17 protein-coding genes are annotated in these 24,822 nt (G+C 52.2%); 10 read left to right on the forward strand and 7 right to left on the reverse strand.

Annotated features, from left to right (window positions below; genetic code table 11):
• Nucleotides 1-90: 90 nt before the first annotated feature.
• The 3 genes from ACJJIP_RS08685 to ACJJIP_RS08695 all read right to left on the reverse strand — a co-directional run bounded on the left by ACJJIP_RS08685 (nt 91) and on the right by ACJJIP_RS08695 (nt 3,854).
• Nucleotides 91-1,770 (reverse strand): alpha/beta hydrolase, encoded by a 1,680-nt coding sequence (locus ACJJIP_RS08685; RefSeq protein WP_444946675.1) that lies wholly within the window; start codon nt 1,768-1,770, stop codon nt 91-93.
• Nucleotides 1,771-1,830: 60 nt separating this feature from the next.
• Nucleotides 1,831-2,448 carry a trimeric intracellular cation channel family protein gene (locus ACJJIP_RS08690; protein WP_020413011.1) on the reverse strand — a complete coding sequence of 206 codons (618 nt, stop codon included), beginning with the start codon at nt 2,446-2,448 and terminating at the stop codon, nt 1,831-1,833.
• Between the two features lie 221 nt (nt 2,449-2,669).
• Nucleotides 2,670-3,854, reverse strand: a complete 1,185-nt coding sequence (locus ACJJIP_RS08695) for an acyl-CoA dehydrogenase (RefSeq protein ID WP_020413010.1) — start codon at nt 3,852-3,854, stop codon at nt 2,670-2,672.
• A 320-nt stretch (nt 3,855-4,174) separates the two neighbouring features.
• Between ACJJIP_RS08695 and ACJJIP_RS08700 the strand changes: the two genes are divergently transcribed.
• From ACJJIP_RS08700 to ACJJIP_RS08710, 3 genes are read left to right on the forward strand one after another with little or no spacing between them, the layout of a single operon-like run.
• Nucleotides 4,175-5,620, forward strand: coding sequence for an efflux transporter outer membrane subunit (locus ACJJIP_RS08700; RefSeq protein ID WP_444946676.1), 1,446 nt, complete (start codon nt 4,175-4,177; stop codon nt 5,618-5,620).
• A complete protein-coding gene (locus ACJJIP_RS08705) occupies nt 5,610-6,839 on the forward strand; it encodes an efflux RND transporter periplasmic adaptor subunit (RefSeq protein ID WP_444946677.1) in 1,230 nt (409 codons plus the stop codon). Before ACJJIP_RS08700 ends, ACJJIP_RS08705 begins: the two co-directional genes overlap by 11 nt.
• The gene (locus ACJJIP_RS08710) at nt 6,832-9,987 is read left to right on the forward strand and encodes an efflux RND transporter permease subunit (RefSeq protein ID WP_444946678.1); all 3,156 of its coding nucleotides are present in this window, start codon (nt 6,832-6,834) and stop codon (nt 9,985-9,987) included. The genes ACJJIP_RS08705 and ACJJIP_RS08710 overlap by 8 nt, the downstream gene beginning before the upstream one ends.
• A 21-nt stretch (nt 9,988-10,008) precedes the next feature.
• Here the strand turns inward: ACJJIP_RS08710 and ACJJIP_RS08715 are convergent, their stop codons facing one another.
• From ACJJIP_RS08715 to phhA, 3 genes are all read right to left on the reverse strand, one after another.
• Nucleotides 10,009-11,178: a cation:proton antiporter gene (locus ACJJIP_RS08715; RefSeq protein WP_020413006.1), complete on the reverse strand. Its 1,170-nt coding sequence runs from the start codon at nt 11,176-11,178 to the stop codon at nt 10,009-10,011.
• Between the two features lie 86 nt (nt 11,179-11,264).
• Nucleotides 11,265-11,741 (reverse strand): Lrp/AsnC family transcriptional regulator, encoded by a 477-nt coding sequence (locus ACJJIP_RS08720; RefSeq protein ID WP_020413005.1) that lies wholly within the window; start codon nt 11,739-11,741, stop codon nt 11,265-11,267.
• A 302-nt stretch (nt 11,742-12,043) separates the two neighbouring features.
• Nucleotides 12,044-12,850, reverse strand: coding sequence for a phenylalanine 4-monooxygenase (gene phhA, locus ACJJIP_RS08725; RefSeq protein WP_020413004.1), 807 nt, complete (start codon nt 12,848-12,850; stop codon nt 12,044-12,046).
• Nucleotides 12,851-13,045: 195 nt separating this feature from the next.
• On the opposite strand from phhA, the gene ACJJIP_RS08730 reads away from it, so the two are divergent.
• Nucleotides 13,046-14,470, forward strand: coding sequence for a TyrR/PhhR family helix-turn-helix DNA-binding protein (locus ACJJIP_RS08730; RefSeq protein WP_444946679.1), 1,425 nt, complete (start codon nt 13,046-13,048; stop codon nt 14,468-14,470).
• A 7-nt stretch (nt 14,471-14,477) separates the two neighbouring features.
• Here the strand turns inward: ACJJIP_RS08730 and ACJJIP_RS08735 are convergent, their stop codons facing one another.
• A complete protein-coding gene (locus tag ACJJIP_RS08735) occupies nt 14,478-14,795 on the reverse strand; it encodes an Mpo1-like protein (RefSeq protein ID WP_353376295.1) in 318 nt (105 codons plus the stop codon).
• Nucleotides 14,796-14,938: 143 nt separating this feature from the next.
• Here ACJJIP_RS08735 and ACJJIP_RS08740 point away from each other — a divergent pair, with 143 nt between their 5' ends.
• From ACJJIP_RS08740 to ACJJIP_RS08765, 6 genes are all read left to right on the forward strand, one after another.
• A complete protein-coding gene (locus ACJJIP_RS08740) occupies nt 14,939-16,162 on the forward strand; it encodes a CaiB/BaiF CoA transferase family protein (protein ID WP_444946680.1) in 1,224 nt (407 codons plus the stop codon).
• Between the two features lie 107 nt (nt 16,163-16,269).
• Complete coding sequence (locus tag ACJJIP_RS08745) at nt 16,270-16,635, forward strand: VOC family protein (protein ID WP_020413000.1); 366 nt, start codon at nt 16,270-16,272, stop codon at nt 16,633-16,635.
• 831 nt (nt 16,636-17,466) lie between these two features.
• Nucleotides 17,467-18,864: a tryptophanase gene (locus ACJJIP_RS08750; RefSeq protein WP_020412999.1), complete on the forward strand. Its 1,398-nt coding sequence runs from the start codon at nt 17,467-17,469 to the stop codon at nt 18,862-18,864.
• 289 nt (nt 18,865-19,153) lie between these two features.
• Nucleotides 19,154-19,846, forward strand: coding sequence for a TetR/AcrR family transcriptional regulator (locus ACJJIP_RS08755; protein WP_444946681.1), 693 nt, complete (start codon nt 19,154-19,156; stop codon nt 19,844-19,846).
• Complete coding sequence (locus tag ACJJIP_RS08760; protein ID WP_353376291.1) at nt 19,836-21,197, forward strand: efflux RND transporter periplasmic adaptor subunit; 1,362 nt, start codon at nt 19,836-19,838, stop codon at nt 21,195-21,197. Before ACJJIP_RS08755 ends, ACJJIP_RS08760 begins: the two co-directional genes overlap by 11 nt.
• Nucleotides 21,194-24,322 carry an efflux RND transporter permease subunit gene (locus ACJJIP_RS08765; RefSeq protein ID WP_444946682.1) on the forward strand — a complete coding sequence of 1,043 codons (3,129 nt, stop codon included), beginning with the start codon at nt 21,194-21,196 and terminating at the stop codon, nt 24,320-24,322. The genes ACJJIP_RS08760 and ACJJIP_RS08765 overlap by 4 nt, the downstream gene beginning before the upstream one ends.
• Nucleotides 24,323-24,822: the final 500 nt, after the last annotated feature.

A 24,822-nucleotide genomic window follows, 5' to 3' on the forward strand; every position in this document is an offset into this window, starting at 1 on the left:
AATTAGCTCAGCCTGTATTCTTGGTTTTTGCCAGCTGTTCTGAGTATGTACAGGCCTGGCTGGTTGAGTAGGTGGAAAGCCATGCTGTTGTTAATTCAGCTGGCCACTTTCCGAGGCTGCTGGTGGTTGTGTTGGCGATGCCACCGGGGGTTCGGAAGTCTGGTTTTCAGCCTCACTGGATTCTGCCTGCTGATCCTCTTCTTTATTTGCCTCCTGCTCGGCGAGTTCCTGCTTACGGCAAGTCATGGTGGCCTGAGTTTGATCTTTTAGTGGATTGTCCAGGAAGCGGCCGGCAGCTTTCTCGGCGCAGCTGCTGGCGGAAATAATATCGTGTGCCAATTTGGGGAAAAGTAGCCACTGATGATTGGGTAGGGCTTTGCGTGCAGCATCTACATCCTCCGCAGCCAATACCGGGTCGAGACCTCCGTGCAGCACCATTACCGGTGCGGGAGTTTCAATGGCCTCAGATTCCAGTAGTGGTGCTGAGGGAATCGCCCAAATACGGCACTGCAGCTGTAGCAGGCTCAGGTCTGAGCGTACGGCGCCACCAAGGATTCCGGTATTTTCGGCACTGGCGCGGGCTTGGTCAAAATCCACGAAAGGCGCTTCTTCATAGCAGAAATGGCTGACTCCGGCAGCATCGCCAAAATAGGGGTCAAGCACAATTTCCATAAAGTGACCGATGGCTTTTTGTACAGGTTTAAGTCCTTCATCGCCGCTGCTCTCCAGTCCTTCGATCATTTTTGGCAGTTCACTGTAGAAATTCTCGTTGTACAGTGCCTGGAAAAGCACTCGCAGCAAACGCTGTCCGTTCAGAACGAACGGGTAGGTCTGTTTTGAATAGCGGTGTTTGATATGGATGGTGCGGGGCTCCTCATCGAGGGTTTGCACCAGGTTTTCCAGTCTGCGACGGAGATCCGGGTAGCGGCTATTGCATTTTTTATCCTCAGTACAATGTTTGAGGCCGCGCTCATAAGCTGCCAGCGAATCCTGGGCTAGCTGCTGGGTGTAGGCGATGTTGGGAAATACCGCGCTGTTAAGTACCAGTGCGCGTACAGACTCAGGATAATCCCGGGCATAGGTGAGTGCGTACCGGGTTGAATAGGAAACACCGTATAGGTCGAGTTCATCGAGCTTCAGTAGCTTGCGCAGCTCATCCACATCCCGCGCTACCACTGTACTGTTATATTGGGCCATATCGGCGCCTTTACTCAGGCGACTGTAGCAACGCTCCATACTGAAAGCGAAAACACGCGCCTCCTCCTCCGGTGAAAGCTTGCGCTGGAAAGCGGTCTGGGCATCATCAATAAATTCACTGCAAGTGAGGCGTGGCCGCGCCATGCCGGTGCCCCGGGGGTCGATCACAATAAGATCCCGGCCGTCTTCGACCGTCATGGCGGCGTAGTTTAGCCATAGCCAGTCGCTGGCATTCTCTGGTTCCAGACCCATGCTTGCGCCGGGGCCGCCGGCTCCTAAGTGAAGGAGGGGCGGTTTGCTGGCATCGGGCTCTTTGGCGCGGAAACGGATAACCGGAAAGCGGATTTTCCGCCGTGTTGGATGGGCATAATCCTCTGGGACTTCCATCATAAAGCACTGGGTAAAGGGCCAGCTGTCGTCGGTTTCAAACCAGCAGGGCTTGGAGATCAAGCGAGTATGGCTCTTGGGCTCCTTCTCTTTACCTGGTTTCGCGTCCGGGTCTGATCGCTCACAGGCGCTCAGCACCAGGCAGAGAAAGCAAAGTAGGGTGGAGAGCGGGCGAAAGTTACGCACTGGGTCTATTCCTGTGAGCAGTGTCGAATACTGATGTTTGGGTTTCGGAGTTGGCCAAAGTCAATGATTACCAAACCGGGCTATGGGGGCGGAAAGATTCCAGCGTATGGCAGCCAGCCTGATAGACAGGGTGACAAGCACTGCAATGGCCACCACCAAATCGCCTGGCAGTTTGCCATTGGCATCTAAAGCAACCAAAACGGCTGCGCCAGTGAGGGCTGCAGTAGCATATATTTCCCTGCGCAACAGCAAGGGAATATCCCCAGACAGCACGTCGCGGATAACACCACCAAAGGTGCCTGTCATCATTCCCATTACTATGGCGATAGTGGCGGAATAACCCATTTCGAGGCCCTTCTGGGTACCGATCACCACAAATACTGCGAGGCCAATAGCATCGGCAAACATCAGTAGGCGCATGGGTACCTGTAAATAGCGTATCAGGTAAAAGCTGACCACACCGGTGATTACGGCAATCCACAGGTAGTAAGGTTCCTGTAGCCAGAAAACCGGGATGTTGAGGATGATGTCGCGGATGGTGCCTCCACCCGTCGAGGTGACGCAGGCGAGTACTACGGCGCCGAACAGGTCCATTTGTTTGTGTCCCGCGGCAAGCACTCCGCTGAAGGCAAATACCGCTATGCCGATCAGGTCGAACCAATGCAGCAGTTGATCCATAGTGTCTTTAAATCCACAGACTCGCAAAGCAGGGGAGGATAGCACTCCTTATTTGGCATGGGGAGAGAGGGGTCGACAGTGTGTGACAGAATCAACTGGTACGGAGAGAGAACCGTATTGAAATCGAATATTGAGATACCGAGCTAAAAAGCGGGAAAGAGCAGAGAAACGGGTATTGGCGCACCCGCCGGCAAGTGCCGGGGGGCGCCTGTATGCGGGCCTTAAACGAAAGCCTGTAGCCCGGTCTGGGCGCGACCGAGGATCAGGGCGTGTACGTCGTGGGTGCCCTCGTAGGTGTTTACCGCTTCCAGGTTCATCACGTGGCGAATTACGTGGAACTCGTCGGAGATACCGTTGCCGCCGTGCATGTCGCGGGAGATACGGGCGATTTCCAGGGCCTTGCCACAGTTGTTGCGCTTCACCAGGGAGATCATGGTGGGGTCGAATTGCTTATTCTCGTCCATGATGCGGCCAACGCGCAGGGAGGCCTGCAAGCCCAGGGTGATCTCAGTTTGCATGTCTGCCAGTTTCTTCTGGAACAGTTGGGTTTGAGCCAGCGGACGGTTGAACTGTTTACGATCCAGGCCGTACTGGCGAGCGGCGTGCCAGCAGAACTCACCGGCACCCATGGCGCCCCAGGAAATACCGTAACGGGCGCGGTTCAGACAGCCGAAGGGGCCGCGCAGGCCGCCGATTTCCGGGAATTTGTTTTCTTCCGGTACAAAAACATTATCCATCACGATTTCACCAGTGATGGAGGCACGCAGGGAGAACTTGCCTTCGATCTTAGGAGCCGACAGGCCTTCCATACCTTTTTCCAGTACGAAGCCGCGGATAATGTCTTCATCGTCTTTTGCCCAGACTACGAATACATCGGCAATCGGGCTGTTGGTGATCCACATCTTGGAACCGCTCAGGCGGTAGCCGCCGTCAACCTTCTTGGCGCGGGTTTTCATGCCGCCGGGATCGGAGCCTGCATCTGGCTCGGTCAGGCCAAAGCAGCCAACCCATTCACCGGTGGCCAGCTTGGGCAGGTACTTTTGCTTTTGCTCTTCGCTGCCGTAGGCGTAGATGGGGTGCATAACCAGGCTGGACTGTACGCTCATGGCGGAGCGGTAACCGGAGTCCACGCGCTCTACTTCGCGCGCTACCAGGCCGTAGGAAACGTAGTTGAGACCGGCACAGCCGTAGCCCTCGATCGTGGAACCGAGCAGGCCAAGTTGACCCATTTCGCTCATGATTTCCCGGTCAAAGATTTCGTGGCGGTTTGCCTCGAGGACTCTGGGCATCAGCTTGTCCTGACAGTACTCGCGCGCGGCGTCGCGCACCATACGCTCTTCGTCGGTCAGCTGCTGATCCAGCAGCAAAATGTCGTCCCAATGGGCGAGGGGCTGATGTTTACTCATGGCTTGTCTCTTCTACTTCCGTTATTAATCTGCACCGGATGTCCAGCTGGTCAGGCTTAATGGATGCCTGGCCAACACCGATTGTCATGGGGACTATCGAAGAATCCCGCGGCAAATCCCGGTGACCATTCAGTTTAGTGTGGCGCATCATACCTAAGTAGTTGCGTTGGGGCACTCTTACGGACGGCAAAATTTCACAGGATTTTCCCCGCGGTTTGTAAACAAGAGTAAAACGCCTTGCCGGGCATTTTTTCGGGGAGATAATGCACGCAATAAATCTCTACTTTTAATGGCTTAAAACTCTTTTTCGGTGATATTCCTTGTGCTTTTACCGCGTTTTGGCAATTTGTATTCCCTTGCTTGCCAGCTGTTCTTCGCAACCTGTCGAACCCCCTCAATCGCAGGAAATTTTAGGGCTGCCGCAAACTTTTGGTGCTTCCGGCAGTGTGGCTCCGGAATTGCGCTGGTGGCGTAGTTTTAATGACCCCCAATTAGATCAACTGGTTCACTTGGCCCTGCAGGACAATCCGAGCCTGCAGGCCAGTTACTGGCGTCTTGAGCAAGCTGCCGCCGCGGCCCGGGGAGCGCGCTCGGGATTCTGGCCCAGCGTGACCGCCCAGGTGGAAAATACCGAGCAGCGCTATTCATCCGGTGAATTTACTGATCCGTCTAACGAGGGCAACAGCTGGAGCACCCGTATCGCTGCCAGTTATGAAGTGGATTTGTGGGGGCGCGTACGCTCCGGTGCCAGTGCTGCTGAGGCGAACTTCCTGGCACAGGAACAAAACCTTCAGACTGCGGCTCTCAGTTTGGCTTCTGAAGTGTCTGCTACCTGGTTACAGCTGCGCGAGCAGTGGGGGCAGCGCGATTTGCTGGAGCAGCAACTTGAGACCAATCGCAAGAGTCTGAAGGTATTGGAGTTGCGATTTGGTCGCGGTGTCACAGATGCTGCCGATGTGTTGCAGCAACGCCAGCTTGTTCAGAGGTCTGAGCAGGAACTGGAGCAGACCGAATCCGATATCGAAACGCTCAAGGTACAGTTAGCTGCTCTGCTTGGGACCAATGAGCCCCAATTGGAAGGCTATATCCAAGAGGTGGCAAGCTTGCCTGTATTGCCAGGACTGCCGGATACCGGTATTCCCTCCCAGTTATTGTTGCGCCGCCCGGATGTGCGTGAGGCCCAGCGCAACCTGCTTCAGGATTACCACTTGGCGGACCAGTCCTGGGCGGATCGGCTTCCTGTGCTCAGTTTGTCCGCTGTCGCCAGTAATGGCACAAGTCTGATAAGCGATATTACCGAGAACTGGCTGATTGCGATTGCCGCGTCTATTGAGGGTGTCATTTTTGATGGTGGGGCACTGGCTTCCAAGCGAGATCAGCAGGGTGCGGTCTTGCAGGAGAGCTGGGCGCTGTATCGCAGTACGGTGAATGAAGCGCTATCAGAAGTTGAACAGGCCTTAATTCGCGAGCGCGCCATTGAACAGGAGCTTGGGCACCTGCGGGAGCGTGAGCGCCTGTCGGAATTGATTGCCCAGCGGCGCAGTCGCGCCTATATCAATGGCACTGTGGACTTCCTCAATGTTCTAACTGCGACGACCGATTACCAAAATCTGGCGCGTGAGGTGCTTTCCGCTGAACGCCAGTTGATTGAAAACCGAGTGACACTTTACCGCGCACTTTCCGGGGGGCTTCCTCAGGAGGACCTCCCCGTACCTGAGCCAGTGGATCTGGAGCTGTACCTGGAGGGAAATCTTAATGCTGAATAAATTCAATTGGCGCTTGCTGATGCCTGTAGTTTTGCTGGTTTTGGCATTTTTGCTTTCCAGCTGGTTGATCCGTGAGAAACCCACCGTGGGACGTGGTGAGCGCAAGGTGTCAGCACCGGCGGTGGATGTTGCCCTGGCAGAGCAGGGGCGTTTTTCTTTTACCCTGAGTGCCCTGGGAACAGTGGCGGCGCGCGAACAGGCGGAGTTGGAACCGCAGGTGGATGGTCAGGTTGAATGGCTTGATTACGACCTGGGGCCAGGTGCGGTTCTGCCAAAAGGTAAGGTGTTGCTTCGTATAGAGCAGGAACCCTATCAGCTGGCGCTAAAAACTGCTCAAAGTACCCTTGCCAAAAGCCGAGCGGAACTCCAGCAGGAGCGTGGCCAGCAGCAGGTGGCTTTGGAGGAATATGAGCTGCTTGGCACAACTCTCTCAGATGCCGACCGCGCACTGGTGCTACGTGAACCCCAGCAGGCCGCTGCCGAGGCTGGCGTGGAGGCTGCAGAGGCCGATGTCGCACTTGCCCAGCGCAACCTCCGTCTCACTCAGGTCCGAGCGCCTTTCGATGCACTTGTAGTGAGTCGCAGTGTGGATGTGGGTGATCGGGTATCTCCCGGGGATACGCTTTATAGCCTGGCCAGTGCCGATCGCTTCCAGATTGCTGTGGAAGTGCCAGCCTCTCAGCTGTATCGCCTGAATAGCAGTGATATTGAAGTGCGTATTTATGGCAGCCAGTGGCCCGCAGGTATTTATCGTCGTGGTGAATTCGTTCGCGTGATTCCAGTGTTGGAAGAGCAGGGCAGGCTTGCCAGTGTGTTGGTGGAATTAGACGACCCTCTATCTGTTCAGGACCCATCGCTGCCCCAGTTGTTACTGAATGATCTCGCGCGGGTCGAGATTGTTTCCCAAAGTGCGCAGGAGCGTGTGCGGATTCCGTTAAGCGCACTACAGGACGGCGATAACGTATGGGTAGTGCGGGATAACCGCACTGCGGTTTTGCCGGTTGAAGTGGCTTATACCAGCGGGGATTACGCAGTACTGGAGAAAGGTCTCAGTGGGGGTGAAACTCTGGTGACTACGCGCCTGATTACAGTGACCGAGGGAATGCCCGTGCGGATCGCTGGAGAGATTAACCTGTCCCGTCTGCCACCGGCAGATGCAGCGGCCTCAGCCGAAAATTCCACTAGAAAAGGCCCTAGTGGCGGAGGCGCGAATGAATGAGCTGAGAGTGGAAGACGGAGATATCGATACCAAAACGGGCGCCATCGCCTGGATGGCGCGAAATCATGTCACCGCAAACTTGCTGATGCTGGTGTTTCTTGTCGGCGGGCTGATATTTTCCGTGATCGTCAAGAAAGAGGTTTTTCCTGAATTCAGTTTGGACTTGGTCAGCGTTTCCATTTCTTATCCTGGCGCCAGTCCGGAGGAAGTTGAACGCGGGGTGCTGGTAGCGGCCGAGCAGGCAGTGCAGGGCTTGGTGGGTATTAAGGAGATGCGTGGCAGTGCCCGGGAAGGCTCTGCCGTACTCAACCTGGAGCTGGAAGGTGATGCCGACGCCAATCTTGTCTATCAAAATATCCAACAGGCGATCGATTCGGTAACGACATTTCCCGCCGATATTGAGCGGCCCCAGGTGAACCTGGCCGAACGCAAGCGCGATGTATTGGATCTGGTCCTCCATGGCAACCTGGATGAGCGGAGCCTGCGCGCACTTGCCATGCAGGTATATGACAAATTGGAGGCCCACAGTGGCATAACCCAGCTGGAGGCCCAGGGCGTCCGCGATTTGGAAGTGGCGGTGGAAATACACCGTGACGACCTGCGCCGCTATGACCTGACCCTGGCCCAGGTGGCCACAATTGTTCAAAACGCTGCAGTGGATATTCCCACCGGTAGTGTTAAAACCGATGCCGGTGAAATTCTGGTGCGGGTTACCGAACGGCGTGATTGGGCGCGGGAATTTGGCGATATTGTTGTTACCCAGGGTGGTGGCGGTGGCGCGGTTTATTTGCGTGATATCGCTACTGTCAGCGATGCTCTCGAGGATGAGGCCCGCAATATGGTGTTTAACGGTGAGCCGGCCGTTGGTATCAAAATTTATCGGGTGGGAGACCAGACTCCACTGAGTGTGAGCGATGCTGCAAGGGAAGTTATTGATGAGGTTCGGGCGTCGTTGCCGCAGGGAGTGAGCCTCACTATCCGCGATGATGATTCCGAGATTTTTAAGGAGCGCTTGTCGCTGTTACTAAAAAACGGCTTTATCGGTTTGTTACTGGTTTTTGTTGTACTTGGAGCTTTCCTGGAATTGCGCCTGGCTTTCTGGGTAACACTGGGTATTCCAATTAGTTTCCTCGGCGCGTTGCTTTTCCTGCCCGGGTTGGATATTTCTATCAGTATGGTGAGTATGTTCGCCTTTATCATCGCCCTGGGTATTGTGGTGGATGATGCAATTATTGCCGGCGAAAATATTCACGAGTGGCGCCAGAAGGGTTATAGCAATTTACAGGCGGCAATTGCTGGTGCCAGGCAGGTGGCCGTTCCCCTGACATTCGCCATCCTCACCAATATTGTCGCTTTTATCCCGTTGATGGCGCTGCCCGGATTTATGGGCAAAATCTTTGGCGTTATTCCCTTCGTTGTGGGCTCGGTATTTATTATCTCCTGGGTTGAAGCACTGTTTATTCTTCCCGCGCATCTGGCCCATTCGCGCCGAGGCTATAACAGTCCGCGGGCGCAACGTTTTGCAGCCCGCCAGGAGAGATTGGCTCGTGGCCTGGATCGATTTGTACAGGAGCGATTCCGCCCGTTGCTTGAAGCCTGTGTGCGACACCGATACACCACTATCGCTATTGCCATTTCCACGTTGCTGGTAGTTGGTGGCTATGCCGCCAGTGGTCGTATGGGCTTTACGTTGATGCCCAGGGTAGAGCGGGATTCCGGTCGCTTTGCGGTGACTTTCCCCACGGGAACAGCGCAACACCAGCTGGAGAAAGCCAGATCCCAGATTATTGCCGGTGGCAACAAGGTTCTGGAGCAATACGATCGCGACGCTGTATTTCTCGGGAATCGCGGTTTGATGGGAGATGACTCAGTCCAGGTGGACTTTTTCTTCGTGCCATCGGATCAGCGAGAATTTTCCACCGGTGAGTTTGTCCGTGCCTGGCGGAAAGAAGTTGGTGTAATTGCCGGAGCTTTAAGTGCGACTACGGCCTCCGATCGGGGAGGGCCCGGCGCAGGTTCTTCTCTCACGGTTGAGCTGCGCCATATCGATACAGCAGTCCTGGATCAGGCGGCGGCGCGATTGGGTGCCGAGCTGGCAAAATTTCCCAATGTCAGCGATATCGATGCGGGCGTTACCCTGGGAAAAACCCAGCTTGACCTGACGCTTACTGAAACCGCCAAGAGTCTGGGCTTGTCGGCTGAGGAGATTGGCCGGCAGATACGTGCGGCTCTCTATGGTGATGAGGCGCTGCGGCAACAGCGCGGCCGAGATCAGGTCAAGGTCATGGTGCGTTTGCCGGAGAGCGAGCGTGTCAGTATGGATGACGTCAATAACATTATGATTCGCGCGGGCAGCGGCCTATGGATGCCTCTTACGGATCTCGTGGTTATCGATAAGGGGCGCGCTTATGCAACTATTAACCGTCGTGCTGGGCGCCGGGTGCTGACTGCCTCTGCCAATGTAGAGCCCAGTGATCAGGCGGCACTGGTCATCAATGAGCTGGATCGCAGTGTTATTCCGCAGCTGCAAGCAGAATTTCCCGGTCTTACTATTTCGTACGAAGGGCGTCAGGCGGATGAGCGCGAAGGCCTCGCTTCCCTTGGCCTGACATTCCTGCTGGCTATGGCTGTGCTTTATCTGTTGCTGGCAATTCCCTTGAAAAGCTATATGCAGCCATTAATTGTGATGGTGGCGATTCCCTTTGGAGTTATTGGTGCGATTCTGGGGCACTTGGTCATGGGGTATGGCATGAGCATGGTGAGCTTGTTGGGGATGGTCGCTCTTGCTGGTGTTGTGATTAACGATACCCTGGTAATGATCGAGTACAGTAATCGCCTGCGAGAGGAAGGCGTTGATGCTGAGACTGCAATCAAGCGTGCGGCAGCGCGCCGTTTCCGACCGATTGTTTTAACCACGGTAACCACTTTCTGTGGCTTAATGCCGATGATTTTTGAAACCTCGGTACAGGCGAAATTTATGATTCCAATGGCCATTTCCCTGGGCTATGGAATCCTTGCAGCTACGGCCATTTCACTTTTATTGGTGCCCTGCTTGTACCTGATGTTTGGGAAAGACATCCCCCGTCTATTTAGCGCCCTGAAAAACGCCCTTGAGTCATTTACTGGCACCGCTCGAGCCGGAAATTAAATACAAGCCAGCTGCGCAAGGTTAATCCCTGCGCAGCTCGTCTTTGATTGCGATGGGATTGGGAAAATTCATCACCACGATATAAGAGGAAACCAGGAAGGTAATAATTGCCGTAGCTTGAATTAAGTGAGAGGCAGCGCTGCCGATTAGGTTCTGGCTATAGGCAAGTAAGGCGATGAGTAGGGAAAACTCGCTGATTTGCCCCAGGCGGAAGCCAATATCCCAGGCCAGAACTTTAAGCTCGCTCTGGTTGCCTAGCAAATAGCGGAAAATCACCGGTTTTGCCAATAAAACTACCGTAGCAGTGACTATTGCCGGCACCAGGATTTCCGGCAGCATGGCCAGTTTGAATTGAGCCCCAAGGCTGAAGAAGAATAGGATTAGAAAGAAGTCCCGTAATGGTTTCAGGTTTAGGGCGATATATTGGGAAATCCGGCTGGCAGCAAGAGTAATACCGGCAATAAAGGCACCAATTTCTCGCGATAACCCTAGTGACTCCCCCAGCTCAGCCATCCCCATGCACCAGCCCAGGGCCATCAGGAAAATATACTCGTGGAATCGATCGAAACGGCTGAACAGCGGTAGTAAAAGATATTTCACAACTACCCAGGCGAATAGCACCATCAGAGGCAGTGAGCCAAAAGAGAGTGCAATTTGTCCCAGATGCATATCCCCGGTGCTGTCGCTGAGCAGGATCATTAAGCAGACGATGGCGACAAAATCCTGGAAAAGTAGCAGCCCCACCATCAACTCACCCAAGTGTTTATGGTGCAGTACTGTTGTGGGCAGTAGCTTGATACCGATAATGGTGCTGGAAAACATCAGGGCCATGCCGATTACCCAGCTCTCTGTGGTGGTAAAACCAAATAGCTCACCGATACAAAAGCCCAGTCCGAGAAAGATTGCGCAACTCACAATTCCAACGAAGGTAGCTTTGCGCAGTACTGAGATCAGGGCCTGCGGCTGCATGTCTAATCCAAGCAGGAACAGCAAAAATATAATGCCCACGCTGGACATATCAGAAAGCAGACGCAGGTTATCAATCACTGCAAGCCCGGAGGGCCCGAGCAATACACCCAGGGCGATATAGGCGACCAATAGCGGCTGGCGGCCGAAGAGAGCCAGGGTGGCGAATATCGCCGCGCCACTAAAAATTAGAAAGAAAGACTGGAAGAGAGAGCTGTCCGCCACATGTCATCCTTGCGAGTGAGCGAGATTCCATCATTATCCATAGTTGTGTGGACAGCCGGTAGTGTTCGCCGATTATCTCCCGTGTATTAATCCTTGTTTTCTGCAGGGATCGGCAGTTCAGTAGTGCTCTTAATCTGCTCCAGGGCAAAGTTCGAAATAATATCACTGATACCTACACGCCTGATCAGCTCCTTATAGAAGCGGTCGTAAGCGGCGATATCACTGACGACTACCCTGAGCAGGTAATCGTAATCACCGGCCATTCGGTAGCAGTCTACCACCTCTGGCAGTTGGGCCACATGCTCGGCAAAAGCATCCGCCCACTCCGGTGTGTGCTGGTCAGTCTTTACCTGGGCGAATACCGAGACAGGTAGGCCCAGGATCTCCGCATTTAACAATGCAACTTTGCGGCGGATAATGCCGCTTTTCTCCAGCTTTTGCACCCGGCGCCAGCAGGGGGTTTTGGTTAGACCAACACGCTCCGCCAGCTCCTCAATTGAAAGGCTGACGTCGGATTGGAGGATAGCAAGAAGTTGTCTATCAATCGCGTCAAGTGAGGACATAGTGCTACAGCGCTCCCAAAACTACGGGGTTCTGTGTCCTTGCACGCATTTTTAAAGCCGTCCGCTGGCATGCCGCCCCGAATGTTAGTTTGGCGTTCCGGGTGTAGGCAGAGCTGAAAGGTAGTTGGCCTCCCACTACACAACCTGCTGTAACGATAGGCTCAGGCCGATTGTGCCGGTAGTGGAATTTTCCCCAAGTGCAATGTTTATGAGAGTGGTTTGAGTAAATTTTCCATATGCAGGAAATAACGGGGCGGGGAGGGCTTTACCGGGCTGCAGTTTACAGCCCGGTAAAGTAGTGCTTAGGCGGCGTCTTTTGGCGGGAAGCGTGGTTCGAACAGGCCAAGCTCTATGGCTTCGCGTACCTTGGACATCAGGTCAATTTCTGTGAGGTCCTGTAACTGTTGCAAGCCATCCAGTACGTAATAAATCGGCTGTACGATGTCGATCCGGTAAGGTGTACGCAGGGCATCAATCGCAGAGAAGTCGTAACGCTCTGGTTGATTACTCAACGCGTACAGTGTTTCTTTTGGGGAGGACAGGATGCCGCCACCGTAAATCCGCAGGCCATCTTTGGTATTGAGTAGTCCAAATTCTACGGTGAACCAATAGAGACGGGCTAAGTACGCGCGCTCTTTGGGAGTGGCTTGTAGCCCAAGCTGCCCGTATTTCTCAGTGAAATTGGCGAATGCGGGATTGGTGAGCATGGCGCAGTGGCCGAAAATCTCATGGAAGATATCCGGCTCCTGCAGGTAGTCAAACTCCTCCGGAGTGCGAATAAAGGTAGCTACCGGGAATTTGCGGTCGGCGAGCAGACCGAAGAATGTTTCAAAACCGATCAGAGCGGGAACCCGAGCCACTTCCCAGCCAGTTTCACGGCGTAAAACGCTGGAAACTTCCTCCAGTTGGGGGATGCGATCGCGGGGAAGGTCCAGGAGATCCAGGCCGTGCATATATTCATCGCAGGCGCGACCGGGCAGTACTTCCAACTGGCGCTCTATCAGGCGCTGCCAGGTCTGGTGTTCCAGATCCGTATATTCGATAAAACCCTGCTCATTGGGTTCGCGTGCTACGTACTTGGTGCCCTTCTTGGCTGCTTCTTTTTTCATGCGCTCGTCTCCTGCGGTCCACCAGTTCCCAATAAGTACCGGGTAAGCCTGGCCCTGCCGCTGAACCTTGTTGTTATGTCTCTCCTCTATTTTTAGTCAGGCAGATGCCTGGAGGGGAGAGTGGAGAGGGCTGTATTGCGCCGCTTGTGGCAGTCAATTTACACTTCTTGTAAAGTTATCTTTACAGGTGGACCGGTGAGGATTGAAATAACTTGTGCTAATCGAGTCGGCATTTTGCATGAAATTATGCAAATATTCGGCGAATATCGTATAAACGTTACCTCTGGGGAGCTCGGTGGTGATAGTGGCGACAAGGTATATCTGCTCGCGCCGGGGATGCTTGGCACTCAGTACCAGACCATAGAGAAGTCCCTCTACAGGGTTCCAGGGGTGCAGAGAGTTCGCCGCATCTCACTGCTGCCATTAGAAAGGCGTTATTTTGAGCTTGATACACTGCTTCAACATGTGACCGACCCGGTTTTGAGTGTGGACCGTGAGGGCAGGGTGGTGGCTGCAAATCTGGCAGCGGCACGAGCTTTCGGCGTAAGCCTGGATAAGGTGCCTGGTTTGCAGTTACAGCGCTTTCTTCCATTAATGCAGGTGGCAGAGCTGTTGAGGGATTTTGCCGTTCCCCGCTTTGGTCTGCCAGTAGTGGTGCGTGGGCAAAATTTTCGAGTGGACTGGTCGCCTTTAGCGTTGGATAGTCCCAGTGATGTAGATTCCCTCGCGGGGGCAGTATTGCGCATGCAATCCTGGGATAGGAGTGTGTTTAATGCTGAGCTGCCCAGGCCTGTGGCCTTATGGGATTTCGACCTGCGCAGAGACAGTTGCCTGCAGTTGCAAGATATTGCTGAGCTGGCCTCCCCGTTATTGATCACCGGCGAGCGGGGTACTGGCAAGAGCACTTTTGCGGGTGCGGTACATTACCTCTCCCCAGCTGCTGCCCGAGCAGATTGCTACCGGGTTGTCCCCCAAGAAGGCCGGATGGAAGTCCCGTTGCACTTACGTTCCAGTGGAACTCTGATCCTTGAGGATCTTCATCGTTTGAGCAGTGAGGCACAAGTTTTACTCTTGCGCCGTTTGCGCTCTCTGCCTCCTTCCATTCGGTTGGTGGCCACCTGTTGTACCCCTAAAACCCTGCATCCTGCCCTGGCTCAACTATTCTCTTCGCTTTCTATAACTTTGCCGCCACTACGTAATATGCGCCCCGCCATCTCACGTTTTGCCAAGACACTGCTGCGACAGGAGTGCCCGGACGAGGCGGACTTGGCTTTGGATCAAGAAGTCGAGAACTTGATTTGCCGCCACGACTGGCCGGATAACTTCAACGGATTACGTGATTACTTTGTGGCTGCTGCTGGGAATTGCCGGAGGCACGGTATGGACAGCATCGCCTTGCAGCATTTGCCAGACTTGACCGTGCAAGCCCAGTTGCCTTGGAAAGACTGGGGGCGAGGACTCAGCTATAAGGAAATGATGGAGCACATGGAGCGAGCATTGCTCAGAGAGCTGATTGCCGGGCGTCCTTCAACACGAGGGCTTGCCAAAGAACTGGGAATCTCCCACACCGCTGTAGCCAACAAGCTGCGTAAATATGGCTTGTCGGCGGACAAAAAATAAGCGTAGGTCAGCGCTCAATACGGCCCAGGAGCATGTCCTTAAACATCACAAAGTCTCCCAAAAAGCTGTAAAAGGGATACTTAAAAGTGGCCGGACGGTTGTGCTCAAAAAAGAAATGTCCGATCCAGGCAAATCCATAACCTGCAATGGGGGTAGCCGCGAACCACATAGGGTTAGCGGAAATGATCGCTGCAATCACGGTTGCAAAAACCAGGGTGGTGCCCAGGAAGTGAAGCCTTCTGCAAGTGAGATTGCTATGTTCTTGTAAGTAGAAAGGATAAAAGTCGCGAAAAGATTCAAATTTTTGGGCTTCTATAGCGGCCATGCTGCGCCTCCTTATTTTTATTGCGCACCTCAGTGTACGGCGAATTTTGCCAGCTTCCAAGTTGGGCGTGAGCGTTAAATATCTGTTAGGCTGCCGCAAAAATTTTTCCGGTTTATTCCCTGTATTAGCGAAACGAGGAAGTTATGGCAGGTCCGCTCGCGCATTTAAAGGTACTTGATCTCAGTCGGATTCTTGCTGGGCCCTGGGCGGGGCAGGTTTTCGCCGATTTTGGCGCAGAAGTGATCAAGGTGGAGCGCCCTGAACGAGGGGATGATACCCGTCACTGGGGCCCTCCCTACCTGAAAGATGGGCAGGGTAATGATACTGCCGATGCGGCTTACTACCTGAGCGCCAATCGTGGCAAAAAATCCGTCACAGTGGATATCACCACGGAAGAGGGCCAGGAGCTGATTAAGCAAATGGCAGCACGTTGCGATATCCTGCTGGAAAACTACAAAGTTGGCGGACTTAAAAAGTACGGTCTGGATTATGAATCCATCAAGGTAATTAACCCTGGTGTCATTTATTGCTCCATCACCGGCTTCGGCCAGACTGGCCCCTACAAGAATCGTGCTGGTTATGATGCCATGATCCAGGGTATGGGTGGCCTGATGAGCATTACCGGAGTGCCGGAAGGCCAGCCCGGTGCCGGTCCGCAAAAAGTGGGGGTGGCGGTTGCCGACCTGATGACTGGTATGTATGCCGTGTCCTCCGTGCTAGCGGCGGTGGTGCATCGCCAACAGACCGGAGTGGGACAGCATATCGATTTGGCCTTATTGGATACCCAAGTGGCCTGGCTTGCCAACCAAGCGCAAAACTATCTCACCTCTGGTAAAAGCCCGGAGCGGCAGGGCACTGGCCACCCCAATATCGTGCCTTACCAAGCAGTACCCTCAAAAGACGGCTATTTTATGTTGGCGGTAGGCAACGACGATCAGTTCAAACGCTTCTGTGCGATCGCTGGCATTGAGCAGCTAGCAGATAATCCTGCCTATGCCACCAACTCTGCGCGAGTGATTGCCCGTGAGGAACTGATACCGCAAATAGAGGAGGCGACTCGCCAGCAAAGCTCTGCCTGGTGGCTCAAAAAACTCAGCGATGATCATGTACCTTGTGGACCGATTAATACATTGGAAGAGGTCTTTACCGACCCTCAGGTTCAAGCCCGTGGCATGGTGATTGAGCAGGATCACCCGGAAGCCGGTAAGGTAAAAACCGTGCGTAACCCGGTTATCTTTTCTGAGACTGCCCTCGACTATCGGCAAGCCCCCCCCGTATTGGGTGAGCATACTGAAGGAGTTCTGAGGGACTTCTTAGGTAAAGACGAAGACCAGATTGGTGCTCTGCGCCAAAAAGGGATTGTGTAGAGCCTCCTAATTGGCCGGTAGTACACCCTTCGGAATTGGGGCTCGCATAGCAAAGCGGTGCATTTTTGCGCCGCTTTTCAGTCAGCTGGTTAATACAGGGAAGCGTTATGCAATTGGATCACTTCAACATTACCGCACCTATGGAGCAATTGATCCGCGTGCGGGATTTCTATACCGAGGTTCTCGGTCTGATCGAGGGTGAGCGCCCAAACTTCAATCGTAAGGGGTTTTGGTTATATGGGAATGGGAAACCTATTCTCCATTTGATTGAGGGAGAGGTTGCTAGTGAACAACCGGCTAAGCCGCATCTTGATCATGTAGCTTTCCATACGGATGATCTTCAACCTATTAAGGCCAAGTTGGACTCTTTGGGAGTCGATAGTAAGCAAATGGATATCCCGGGGCGAGATATGCGGCAGCTGGTGTTTTTTGATCCGGTGGGAATTAAGATTGAGGTGAATGCAAGAATATAGATCGAGGGTAAATAGGTAGTTGATAGGAGCGGGATGAAGGCTGTTTTCTCAACTAGTCGATAATTTCCTTTTTTAGTTATCTTGGTGGCTTTTACAGAAGATTTTTTCCGATTATATTTAATGCTATTGCGCTTCAGTCTTATTCTATCCTTAGAATTTATCATTTTTTAGCAGCAAGATAACTGGCAGGATGATATCCCATGTCGATTAATGGGTATGCTCTAGTCGGGCGCTCCATTTTAAAGTTTTAGATAATCCGGTTTTTATTTTGCGGTTATTTTCTTTGACTGTAATGGCCTAAATGATAAGGATTTTACTCAATATGAGCTTGAATTATGAACGTTGAATATTTTTTTTCGATAAAAAATACAGCGCTCGTTAGCTATATTTTTTTCTGATAACTTTACAGAAATAAAGAGGTTTGTTTGTTAGACAAAGTGTAGATTTATATAGCTTGGAAGCAGAAAGTATGACTCTTTTAATAATGTAGGTTATTGCCAAGCTGAATTATACTGGAGTTTTGGGTTTACTGGAATTGGGGGCTAACTCAAACCGTGGGGCAGAAGGGGAGGCGCTTTAGAGCTAGCAGCTGTTCTCGTGGAAATTGAATTTGCTTTGAGCTAATTCAGAAAAGAGCTGGCGGTATCGGGTATATAAAATGAACATAATTTATGCCTGATAGCCGGCTACAAGAATAGTTTTCCGTGATGGCGAGCTCCTCATTCGCCTATTTCCCCCTTCCTCTGTACTATACCCGCGTTAAAACAGTGTGCGGTGTGACTAAGGTCCAAGATTTAGTTCCCGCTGTCAGGACTTATAAGGAAAATAACGATGAAGCGTATTCCTGAACCATTCCGTATCAAGATGGTTGAGCCGATCAAAATGACAACCTTGGCCGACCGGGAAGAGGCTTTGGCGGAAGCTGGTTTGAACCCCTTCTTATTACGTAGTGATGATGTGTACATCGATCTGCTGACTGACTCCGGTACAGGCGCCATGAGCGATAACCAGTGGGCAGGCTTGATGTTGGGTGACGAATCTTATGCAGGTAGCCGCAACTATTACAATCTGTGTAAAGCGGTTGAACATTTTTTTGGTTATAAATTAACCGTTCCCGCACATCAGGGGCGTGGTGCTGAGCAAATCCTGTTCCCTGCGTTGATCGAGCGTATGCGCCAAGTGCGTGGCGGCACTACGCCGGTTTTTATTTCCAACTATCACTTTGACACAACTGCTGGTCACATTGAGCTGAATGGTGGTAAAGCGATCAATGTGGTGGATGAGCGGGCCTTTGATACCACTACTGCCTATGACTGGAAAGGAAATTTCAACCTGGAAAAGTTGGTTGAAACGATTGAAGAGCATGGGCCGAACAATATTTGTGCAATTATCACTACGGTAACTTGTAACAGTTCTGGTGGGCAGCCGGTTTCCATGGCGAATATGCGCGCAGTCTATGAGATAGCCACAAAATATGATATCCCTGTGGTGATTGACTCCGCTCGTTATTGTGAGAATGCCTACTTTATCAAGCAGCGGGAAGAGGGCTACCAGAATAAGTCGATCCTGGAAATTATTCGCGAGATGTATCAGTACGGCGATATGCTGACTATGTCTGCTAAAAAAGATCCAATGGTTAATATCGGAGGTCTGTGCTGTATTCGCGATCATGAAGAGCTGTTCCAGGCCGTACGCACACGCTGTGTACCTATGGAAGGCTTTGTTACCTATGGTGGTATGGCTGGGCGGGATATGGAGGCTTTGGCCCGAGGTCTTTATGAGGCAGCTGATGAGAGCTTCCTACACTACCGTATTAGCCAGGTGGCGTATCTCGGTGAGCGTTTGCGAGAGGGTGGAGTGCCTATCCAGTACCCGACAGGTGGCCATGCAGTGTTTGTAGATGCTGCCAAAATTCTGCCACATATTCCGCCGGAGCAATTTCCTGCCCAGGTTTTAACTAATGCACTGTACTTGGAGGCGGGTATTCGCGCGGTGGAGATTGGTTCTTTACTGTTGGGGCGTGATCCGGAAACAGGTGAGCAGAAGAAGGCGGATTTGGAGTTAATGCGCTTAACCATTCCGCGCCGTGTGTATACCAATGATCATATGGATTATATCGCTGATGCCATTATTGAGCTGCAAAATCGAGCCCATGAATTGAAGGGTTTGACCTTTGAGTATGAGCCGCCGGTTTTACGACATTTCACGGCGAGATTTAAATCTCTCTGATATATGGCTTGTGCTCAGCAGGGGATAGGACCTTGTTGCCTTTATTAAGCCTCTCCCCTCTTAAAAGGCCCCTTGCGGGCCTTTTTTCTTTTCTTACAAAATCGCTTAGATCTTCATAGTGCCGCGAGATATCGTGGCCAACGCTCTCAAGCCTGCAAAAGGGCGACTGACCAAAAAAGGGAAGCAAGCCTAGTGTGCCACCCAAAGGGTTAATTGCCTTGTGCAGCCCAAAAATATGACTATTAGGTCGATTTTTTAGCTTGTTCTTATTTGAGGTCTGTTATTTAAGGTGAGTGAATCCATATCCAGCCGTGGCCGCGGACGGCCCAGGGATCCGGAACGTGAAATGCAGGTGCGCGAGGCCTTGATACAGTCTGCCTATGTGCTCCTGCGTGAGAAGGCCTTTCGCGATATTTCTATCCGCGAGATTGCCAAAGGGGCAGGGGTGAATTCCGCAATGATCAGCTACCACTTTGGCGGCAAGGAAGGGTTGATTATTGAGGTAATGCGAAGCCAATTCCTGCAGTACGGCCCTGCATTCCTTAATGTGGGGCTGGATGGAAAAGAACCTTCCTTAGATATGCTGAAGGAGGCGATGGCCAGAATGATTCGCCTTTACACTCGTGAGCCCTGGATTCCCAGGCTTATTGTTGACGAAGTGGCGTCTAAACCGGGCCGTATGCGTGACTTGTTTGCAGATAGGCTGGCATCCCAGCTGGGGCCCAAGCTTCGTGAATTACTGGGTGTTCTCAAGACAGCCGGTTGTCTGCGTCAAGATCTCGATATCAACTTGATGCCCATTTCTTTTATCAGCCTGATTGCATTCCCGTTTATAGCGGGAGACCCCCTGAAGAAAGTGTTCGCCTTTATGGTAGATGGGGATAACAGCGAGAAGTGGGTTGATCACACAGTACAGTTGCTGCTCCACGGAGTAGCAAATACTTCTATAGCTGAACAGCAGGAGACAGGCGGTGAGAATTAAAGCCCAACTGGAAAAACAGATGAGCCGTCGCCTGGCACTACCTGCGCTGATTACCATTGGTATGTTTTTGGCTGCGGCGGTGGTGATGAGCAAGCGCCCACCGAAACACGATGGGATAGAAGCACTGATAACGCCGGTTAAGGTGGTGGAGGTGCAGGAACAGCAGTTGCGAGCTAAGGCTGTCGCTTACGGCGAGGTAAAGCCCAGTACATTTCTGGAGGCGAATGCTGAAATTAGCGGTCGGGTAGTTTACATAGCCCCAGAATTGGAGCGCGGAAATATTATTCCTGCGGGTACTCTGGTTCTGAAGATTGATGACACCAGTTATCAGTTGGCCCTGGCCCAGGCTGAGAGTGATCTGGCGGCTAACCGGGCTAATTTACAGGAGTTAGATGTAGAAGAAGCCAATAGTCAGCGCTCTCTGGAAATTGCCGAGCGTGCGCTAAAGCTGGGTGAAAAAGAACTGGCGCGCAAGCAGAAGCTGGTAGCCAACGGCACTGTCTCCCGCTCCACAGTAGATCTTGAAGAGCAAAACATGCTGCGCCTACGCCAGGAAGTGCAGAACCAGACCAGTCAGCTGTCACTCTTTCCCACGCGCCGCAAAGTAATCGAAGCCCAAATAGCACGCTCTGAGGCCCAGGTGCGTGATAGTAAGTACAACCTGGGACGAACCCAAGTGACCCTGCCTTTCGATGCACGTATTGGAGACGTCCATGTGGAGGAAAATCAGTATGTAGCCGGTAACGCGCGCTTGTTTGACGCCAGTGGCCTCGCGCAGGTGGAGATTGCCGCAGAGCTTCCTATGGTTCATGTGGCCCCACTGTTGCGAAACCTCAGGCCGGGAGAAGGCAGTGCTCCGACGCCGGATGATCTGCCCAAAATGCTGCTGGGCTTAGAGGCCCGCATCACCCTGGTCGGTGGCCCAGGGGAAAACGAGTGGCAGGGCAGGGTTGTTCGATTGGGCGGAACTCTTGACAGTACCAGTCGCACCCTTTCCGTTGTTGTTGCAGTTGACGATCCCTATGGCGAAGCCCTTGCGGGTGAAAAACCACCGCTATTTCGCGGTATGTATGCCCGCGTAGAGTTGCTTGCTCCTGCTGCGTCGGCACTGGCTATTCCTCGTCGGGCATTGCACGAGGGTAGGGTGTACCTGGTTGAAAATGGCCAATTGCGCGCTCGTCCTGTGCAGGTGGATTATCATCAGGGAGATACCTCAGTGATTCGTGCCGGTTTGAACCCCGGTGAGCAGGTAATTGTCACCGATGTAATTCCGGCGATTAATGGCATGGCGGTTTCTGTAGCCGGCGGTCAGCAGCCAGTGGCGCTGAGTCCAAGAGGTACGCAGCAGTGATTCGTTTTTTTGCCGGCCACCCTACTGCGGCCAACTTGCTGATGGTAGCGCTGATGTTGAGTGGCCTGTTTGTCCTGCCCAGTATGAAACGCGAAACCATGCCGGAAATCGATAAGTTTGAGGTGCAGGTTTCTGTTCCTTATGCCGGTGCTGCAGCTGCTGGGGTGGAAGATAGTATTTGTCTTCCATTGGAAGAGGCCACCGATGGGATTAGCTTTGTTGATGAGCGTTTGTGTGAAGCGAAAGACAACCTAGGCCTGATGACCCTAAAAATGCAAGAAACTGGTGATATGAACCAGTTTCTTGCGGATGTTGAATCTGCGGTAGACGGCATCGACTCCCTGCCAGCAGAGAGCGAGCGCCCGGTAATTGAAGAGCTGGGGCGTACTCAAGGGGTTGTCAGTATTGCTATTAGTGCTGACTTGCCATTGCCGCAACTGAACCAGATGGCAGAGCACTACCGCCGTGAATTACTGCGTGACCCTGCTATACCGATCGTCCGAATCTCGGGTTTCTCGGACCACCAACTACAGATCGAAATCTCTGATTACAACCTGCGCCAGTACGGGCTCAGTGTGATGGAACTGGCCAATATTATCGATCAGCAAGCGGTCGATATGCCAGCCGGCAAAGTATCTACACCGGATCGTGAATATCAGGTGCGCTTTACTGAAGAACGCCGCACTGTGGAAGAGCTGGAAAACCTGGTTGTTATTAAAGGTGATGATAGAGCAGAAGTGCGTCTCGGTGATATTGCGAAAATTTATGATGATTTTGAATTGGCGGAAGACAAGATTACTTTCGATGGCCACCGCGCAGCATTGCTCAATGTTGAAAAGAACAGCGTAGATGACAGCCTGCGCGTACTGGAAGCCGTAAGCACTTTTGTTGATCGCGAAAATGAAAAGTTGCCAGAGGGTATGAAGATGACCCTCACCCAAGATAGTGCTTCCATCGTCGCAGATCGCCTGCAAATGATCATCTCTAATGCCTGGCAGGGCCTGATCCTGGTGGCTCTCGCCTTGTATCTTTTCTTTAGTGGCCGCTATGTATTTTGGGTGGTGATGGGGTTACCGGTATCTTTCCTCGGCTCTTTTGCGCTGATTACTGCCATGGGTGTGTCCATTAATATGATCAGCCTGGTAGGTTTACTGATTGCCATCGGTATTTTGATGGATGATGCCATCGTGCTCTCGGAAAGCATCGCTAGTGAACACCGCGATGGTCTTTCTCCGCTCGAAGCAGTTGTCAATGGTACCAAGCGTGTAGCTCGCGGGGTGTTGTCCTCCTTCGCTACTACTGTGATGGTATTTGGTGGGCTGATTTTTATTAAGGGAGATATGGGGCAGGTGCTTAAGGTACTGCCGATTGTCCTGATTTCTGTTCTGCTTGTGAGCCTGGTGGAAGCCTTCTTAATTTTACCGGCGCACCTGCGCCATGCACTCGACCAAGAAAGCCGTACGCCAGCCTGGAAACAGGCTTTCGCTCAGCGCTTTGAAGGCTGGCGTGAGAGCATGGGCCGCGCGGCAGACTGGGCTGTTAAATATCGCTACGCCTTTGTTGGTGGTGTGCTGGGCCTGTTCTTTTTAACGGTAAGCTTGCTGCCTGCCGGGGTTGTAAAGTTTCAGGGGTTTCCAACTCTTGAGGGGGATCTTTTACAGGCCCGTATTCTGATGCCCCAGGGGACTTCTCTGGTAGATATGGAAAGCCTGGTTGAAAGGCAGTTAGATGCTTTAGACCGGGTTGCCAATGAACTTTCTGGAAATGAAAGCGCACCCCTTGTAAATCATACCAGCGTAACCTTCGGCGTAAATGGCGATGCTTTTGAAACTGGGCCTCATGTGGCCACTATTAATGTGGACCTACTTGCAGCAGAGGGGCGCAATACCAGTATGGATGAATTGCGCCGCGCCTGGCGAGAGGCTGCTGGTGAAACACCGGGAGCCATCGCCATACTTTACAAAGAGCCCGCTCTCGGTCCCGCAGGTCGTGCCATCCACTTGCGCCTTGCCGGGCTGGAACTGGATCAACTGAAAGCAGCCTCTATCCGTCTGCAAAACTGGCTGAGCGGATACGACGGTGTGGTGAATGTAGTGGATGACTTGCGCCCAGGGAAGCCGCAATTAACTGTAAAAATGCGTGAAGGTGCATACGCTTCCGGGTTAGATGCCAGCAATGTTGCGAACCAGCTACGTGCTGCTTACCAGGGTATGGAGATCGATGAAGTTCAATACCTTGGGGAAACCTATGAGATTCAAGTGCGTATGGATGTGGATTCCCGTGGAGCTCTTAGTCGCTTCGATGAACTGGTAATTATTCACCCGGTTACCAAGCAGCGGGTCCCTTTGATAGCCGTTGCAGATATTGAAATGAATCGGGATTATGCGCGCATTCAGCGCGTAGATGGTGAACGTGTTGTGAGCGTGTACGCCGATGTTTTCACCGAGAAGGCTAACGCAGGGCAGGTACTTGGGGATACCAAGCAAAAATTTCTGGAAGAGCTCACGCAAGAGTTCCCCGGTCTGCGTGTGGATATACAGGGGGAGTTGAAGAACAGTGAAGTAACCGGTAAATCCATAGGGCGCGCACTCCTGATAGGTGCTATTGGCATATACCTGATTTTGTCTTTGCAATTCCGCAGCTATGTGGAGCCCTTTATCGTATTGGTTGCGATTCCTTTGGCGCTGATCGGCGTAATCTGGGGGCACCTGCTAATGGGGCAGAATATGTCTATGCCCAGCATGATGGGATTTGTTTCCCTTGCTGGCATAGTGGTGAATGATTCCATCTTGTTGGTGGAATTTGTAAAACGGCGAGTACGTGAGGGTATGGCCGTGCATAGTGCTGCAAGCCAGGCCAGTCGCGACCGCTTCCGGGCAATCTTCCTAACCTCGCTTACAACTATTGCTGGCCTTTTACCCCTGCTGTTTGAAACGAGTTTACAGGCCCAGGTGTTAGTGCCTCTGGTAACCAGTATTGTATTTGGTATCAGCAGCTCAACCATTTTAATATTGCTGGTGCTTCCAGCACTGTATGGGATATTGGAAGACTTTGGGTTTACTGAGCCACAAGAAGAGGAAGAAAAAGCAGATTCGTCTCACAAGGGAACAGTTGTAGTGGCATAGTGACTATATGCTTAAGTATAGTTAGTGGTTTCCAGGCGCTTTATATCTGCAGATAGCCGCGTGAGAGATCATTTGGCTTTTTTATAGGGCTTTGCGTGCAATAAGTGTCATGAACTCAAAGAATAAATTGAGGCGCCCTTTGAATTGTCAGATAAAGTTGAAGTAAACGGTAGGCATTCAGAATGTTAACAGATTGACTATTTATCTATCAGTAAATGCCGTGCCAGTGAAATTGAATAAAGTGATTGCCCGAAATTGGCCTTCACTAGAAAATATGTACAGTGATTAGTTCTTTGACCTGGTAATGCCTATCAAAATAGTAACAATTGGATAACTGAAAATTCTTGATGCGATTTTTTCAAAGCCACAGATTCTTGTTTTTACTTGTTTAGGAAAATGAATAACTTAACTTTATTTTTGGTTTTTAGCTTCTTAGTTGGAGAAGTAGGGGCTTCCACGCTTCCCTCGAGTGAGCGATCTGAAGCTGCTACTAAGAGTGT

This window comes from Microbulbifer variabilis, from assembly GCF_052467165.1.

Coding starts and splice junctions, on each gene's coding strand:
- ACJJIP_RS08690 (WP_020413011.1), bottom strand. CDS start 2,448: ATGGATCAACTGCTGCATTGGTTCGACCTGATCGGCATAGCGGTATTT.
- ACJJIP_RS08695 (WP_020413010.1), bottom strand. CDS start 3,854: ATGAGTAAACATCAGCCCCTCGCCCATTGGGACGACATTTTGCTGCTG.
- ACJJIP_RS08705 (WP_444946677.1), top strand. CDS start 5,610: ATGCTGAATAAATTCAATTGGCGCTTGCTGATGCCTGTAGTTTTGCTG.
- ACJJIP_RS08710 (WP_444946678.1), top strand. CDS start 6,832: ATGAATGAGCTGAGAGTGGAAGACGGAGATATCGATACCAAAACGGGC.
- ACJJIP_RS08720 (WP_020413005.1), bottom strand. CDS start 11,741: ATGTCCTCACTTGACGCGATTGATAGACAACTTCTTGCTATCCTCCAA.
- phhA (WP_020413004.1), bottom strand. CDS start 12,850: ATGAAAAAAGAAGCAGCCAAGAAGGGCACCAAGTACGTAGCACGCGAA.
- ACJJIP_RS08735 (WP_353376295.1), bottom strand. CDS start 14,795: ATGGCCGCTATAGAAGCCCAAAAATTTGAATCTTTTCGCGACTTTTAT.
- ACJJIP_RS08740 (WP_444946680.1), top strand. CDS start 14,939: ATGGCAGGTCCGCTCGCGCATTTAAAGGTACTTGATCTCAGTCGGATT.
- ACJJIP_RS08745 (WP_020413000.1), top strand. CDS start 16,270: ATGCAATTGGATCACTTCAACATTACCGCACCTATGGAGCAATTGATC.
- ACJJIP_RS08750 (WP_020412999.1), top strand. CDS start 17,467: ATGAAGCGTATTCCTGAACCATTCCGTATCAAGATGGTTGAGCCGATC.